We start from the raw sequence: 4,197 nt of genomic DNA, 5'->3' as shown, positions 1-4,197 counted from the left end.
GAGAAGGCCTCCCTCGAGTGACGTTGAACACCACTCAGAATGGAGGCCTTCTCCCTACATCCGTGTCACCAACGTGCTGACCGAGTACATCTAGGCGGCGGCCGCGGCACCGGTAGGTTCGCCAGCGTGACGCAGCACGCCACCGGGGTGATCGCCGTCGTCGGCGCGACGGCGACGGGCAAGTCCGACCTCGCGCTCGACCTCGCCGAGGCGCTCGGCGGGGAGATCGTCAACGCCGACGCCATGCAGCTCTACCGCGGCATGGACATCGGCACCGCGAAGACGCCGCCCGAGCAGCGGCGCGGCATCCCGCACCACCAGCTCGACGTCCTCGACGTCACCGAGGAGGCGTCGGTCGCCGTCTACCAGCGTCGCGCCCGGGCCGACGTCGCCCGGATCCGTGAGCGCGGGCGCGTGGCCGTCGTCGTCGGCGGGTCGGGCCTGTACGTGCGCGCACTCCTGGACGACCTCGCGTTCCCCGAGACCGACCCGGCGCTGCGGGCCGAGCTGGAGCAGCGGCTCGCGGAGGAGGGCCCCGGGCTGCTGCACGACGAGCTCGCGCGGCTCGACCCCGAGGCCGCCGCACGCATCGACCGCCGCAACGGGCGGCGCGTCGTCCGCGCGCTCGAGGTCGTCCGCCTCACCGGTCGGCCGTTCGCTGCCTCCCAGCCCACGCGGGCGACCCCGGTCGTGCCCGCGGTGCAGGTCGCGATCGACGTGCCGCGCGAGGAGCTCGCCGTGCGCGTCGCCGACCGGGCGCGGCGGATGTTCGACGACGGCCTGCTCGAGGAGACCGCCGCGCTCGTCGAGGCCGGGCTCGACCGCGGCCGCACCGCCTCGCGCGCCGTCGGGTACGTGCAGGCGCGTGCCGTGCTCGCCGGCGAGAGCACCCTCGACGAGGCGCTCGAGGCGACGGTCGTCGCGACGAGGCAGCTCGCGCGCCGGCAGCTGACCTGGTTCCGTCGCGACGACCGCATCCACTGGTTGGCCCCCGGCCCGGACCTGGCCGCGCGCGCCTCTAGGCTGGTGGCATGACCGGCGCTCGCACCTTCGTCAAGGCCCACGGCACCGGCAACGACTTCCTCCTCTACAGCGACGTCGACGGCACCGACCCGCTCGCGACCGAGGACCTGGTCGCGCTCGCGGACCGCCACCTGGGCATCGGCGCCGACGGCGTCATCCGGGCCGTGCGCACCGCCGCCGTCGACGAGGCGAGCGACCAGGTGGCGGCGGCGGAGTGGTTCATGGACTACCGCAACGCCGACGGCTCGGTCGCCGAGATGTGCGGCAACGGGATCCGCACCTACGTCGCCTACCTCGAGCACACCGGCCTGCTCGACCTGCAGGTGGGGGAGGCGACGACGATCGCCACCCGCGCGGGCACGCTCGTCGTGCACAAGGAGGACGACGGGTACGCCGTCGAGATGGGCACGTGGACGGTCCCGGGCGGCGAGCCGGCGCTCGCGGACGGCTTCGACGTCACGGTCGGGCTCGCCGGTCTCGACGAGCCGCGCCCGGGGCTGCGGGTCGCGACCCCGAACCCGCACACGGTGATCGCGCTGTCGGACCTCGAGGAGCTCGAGGCCGTCGACCTCTCGGTCGCACCGCGCCTGGAGCCCGAGCCGGCCGACGGCAGCAACGTCGAGGTCGTCGTCCCGCTCGGCGAGCGCGAGGTCGACGTCGTCGACGACGACGGCACGGTCGTCGGCACCGAGCGGATCGGGGTCGTGCGGATGCGGGTGCACGAGCGTGGCGTGGGCGAGACCCTCTCGTGCGGCACCGGGGCGTGCGCGGCCGCGATCGCGACCCGCATCTGGTTCGGCGACGACGCCCCCGACGAGTGGGTGGTGCTGGTCCCGGGCGGCCGGCTGCGGGTCCGGATGCTCGAGGGCGGCGCCGTCGAGCTGGCCGGGCCGGCCGAGATCGTCGCCGAGGTCACGCCGCTCGGCTGAGATCAGGAGGCGGCGCGGAGCTCGGTGAGCGCGGCCGCGGCGTCGGCCATGACGAGGTCGGCGTTGATCTGCGCACCCGCCATCGTGCCGGCGGCGGCCGCCGCGACGACCTGCGCCATCGGGTCGGTGACGTTGCCCGCGAGCCAGACGCCGGGCACGTGCGAGCGGCCGCCGGCGTCGGTGGTCGGCACGTGGCGGACCGCCCCGGACGGGTGGTCGACGACCTCCAGGCCCAGATCGGCGAGCGCGCCCAGCCGCGGCGACAGCACGGTCTGCACGGTGAGCACCGAGCGCGGCACGACGGCGCCGGTGCGCAGCCGCACCCCGGTGATCCGGTCGTCGGAGGTCTCGAGCGCCGCGACGCCGTCGGTGACGAGCCCGATCGCGAGCGCCCGCAGCTGCTCGCGCTGCTCGGCCGTCGGCTCGACGCCGTGGGCGAGCACGACGACGTCGTCGGAGAGCTGCCGGAACAGCAGCGCCTGGTGCATGAACGACGGCTGCGTCGCCAGGACGCCGATCGGCTGGTCGCGCACCTCCCAGCCGTGGCAGTAGGGGCAGTGGACGACGTCGCGGCCCCAGCGCTCGCGCAGCCCCGGCACGTCCGGCAGCTCGTCGACGGCGCCGGTCGCCACCAGCAGCCGGCGCGCGTGCACGCGCCTGCCCTCGACCTCGACGACGAAGCCGGTCTCGGTCGTGCCCGCGGCGCTCACCTCGCCGGTGACGAGGTGCCCGCCGTACCGCGCGAGCTCGGCCCGCCCGCGGGCGAGCAGCTCGGCGGGCGGCACCCCGTCGTGGCCGAGAAAGGCGTGCACGCCGTCGGCGGGTGCGTTGCGCGGCGACCCGGAGTCGACGACGAGCACCGAGCGGCGCGAGCGCGCCAGCACGACGGCGCCGGACAGACCGGCGGCGCCGCCGCCGACGACGACGGCGTCGTAGGAGTCGGACGCAGGGGCGGGGATCGCGGTGGTGGTCATGCGTCGATGGTGCGCCGGCCCTCCGCGGCATGGCAAGGGCGATTGCCGTTGTGGCAAGATCATGGGCATGACCGACGAGCTGACCGGGGTGGGACCGCGCCTGCGCGCGCTGCGGGTGCAGCGCGACCTGACGCTCGCGCAGCTGTCGGAGCAGACCGGGATCTCGGTGAGCACGCTCTCGCGGTTGGAGTCCGGCGGGCGGCGCCCGACGCTCGAGCTGCTGCTGCCGCTGGCCCGCAGCCACGGCGTCACGCTCGACGACCTCGTCGACGCGCCGCCCACCGGCGACCCCCGCGTGCACCTGCGGCCCGTCACCGAGAACGGCATGACGATGGTGCCGCTGACGCGGCGGGCCGAGGGGATCCAGGCCTTCAAGGTCGTCATCGACGCCGACGGCTACGACGACTCCCGCACGCTGCGCACCCACACGGGGTACGAGTGGGTCTACGTCATGGAGGGCAGGCTGCGGCTGCTGCTGGGGGAGCACGACCTCGTGCTGGGGCCCGGCGAGGCCGCCGAGTTCGACACCCGGGTGCCGCACTGGCTCGGGCCGGCCGGCGACGACGGCGTGGAGTTCCTCAGCCTGTTCGGCAAGGAGGGCGAGCGCGCCCACCTGCGCGCCGGCCCGCGCCGGCGTCGCCCGGAGGGGACGGCCCCGGCCGACTAGGCGGTGGCCGCGTCGACGCGCAGCACGCGGAAGCCCTTGCTGCTGGCGACCCGCTCGGTCGCCTGGCCGAGCTGGTCGACGACCCACCGCTGCAGCGAGTCGGCGCCGAGGTTCTTGCTGACCACGAGGTACGCCGAGCCGCCCGGCGCGAGGCGGGGCAGCCACGTCGCGAGCATCGCGTGCAGCGCGGGCTTGCCGACCCGGATCGGCGGGTTCGACCACACGAGGTCGAGCGCGAGGTCGGGCTCGCGCGCCAGCAGGGCCTCGGGCTCGACGGTCTCGACGCCCGAGCAGCCGAGGTCGGCGGCGTTGCGGCGCGTCAGCTCCAGCGCGCGCGGGTTGACGTCGACCGCGAGCACCCGCGCCTGCGGGGCGGCCTGCGCGAGCGCGAGGGCGACCGGCCCCCAGCCGCAGCCGAGGTCGAGGAACGTGCCCGTCGGCGGCGGGTCGGGCACCGTCCCCAGCAGCACCGCCGTGCCGGGGTCGAGCCGGTCGCCCGAGAAGACGCCCCGGTCGGTGCGCACCGTGACCCTGCGGCCGCGCAGCACGACGTCGATCTCCCGCGGCTCGGAGGCGGCGGGGACGTCGGGGGAGAAGTAGTGCG

The 4,197-nt window shown here is 75.6% G+C and carries 5 protein-coding genes; 3 read left to right on the top strand and 2 right to left on the bottom strand.

Annotation, left to right across the window (positions count from 1 at the left end; genetic code table 11):
- Positions 1 to 126: 126 nt before the first annotated feature.
- Together miaA and GPA02_RS18715 are read left to right on the top strand one after the other, a co-directional pair.
- Complete coding sequence (gene miaA, locus GPA02_RS18720; protein ID WP_240134149.1) at positions 127 to 1,035, top strand: tRNA (adenosine(37)-N6)-dimethylallyltransferase MiaA; 909 nt, start codon at positions 127 to 129, stop codon at positions 1,033 to 1,035.
- Positions 1,032 to 1,952: a diaminopimelate epimerase gene (locus GPA02_RS18715; protein ID WP_156201956.1), complete on the top strand. Its 921-nt coding sequence runs from the start codon at positions 1,032 to 1,034 to the stop codon at positions 1,950 to 1,952. Before miaA ends, GPA02_RS18715 begins: the two co-directional genes overlap by 4 nt.
- A gap of 2 nt (positions 1,953 to 1,954) precedes the next feature.
- On the opposite strand, the gene GPA02_RS18710 is transcribed toward GPA02_RS18715, so the two are convergent.
- Positions 1,955 to 2,926 (bottom strand): NAD(P)/FAD-dependent oxidoreductase, encoded by a 972-nt coding sequence (locus GPA02_RS18710; protein WP_156201955.1) that lies wholly within the window; start codon positions 2,924 to 2,926, stop codon positions 1,955 to 1,957.
- A 67-nt stretch (positions 2,927 to 2,993) separates the two neighbouring features.
- Between GPA02_RS18710 and GPA02_RS18705 the strand changes: the two genes are divergently transcribed.
- Entirely contained in the window at positions 2,994 to 3,593 is a 600-nt protein-coding gene (locus GPA02_RS18705) for a helix-turn-helix domain-containing protein (RefSeq protein WP_204986680.1), read from the top strand.
- On the opposite strand, the gene GPA02_RS18700 is transcribed toward GPA02_RS18705, so the two are convergent.
- On the bottom strand, positions 3,590 to 4,197 hold a 608-nt coding region (locus GPA02_RS18700; protein WP_156201953.1), incomplete at its 5' end, for a methyltransferase. The genes GPA02_RS18705 and GPA02_RS18700 overlap by 4 nt on opposite strands.

This window comes from Actinotalea caeni (assembly GCF_009733795.1).
GTDB lineage: Bacteria > Actinomycetota > Actinomycetes > Actinomycetales > Beutenbergiaceae > Pseudactinotalea > Pseudactinotalea caeni.
Note: the sequence above shows the minus strand (reverse complement) of the source record. Positions and strands in the feature narration are given on the sequence as shown.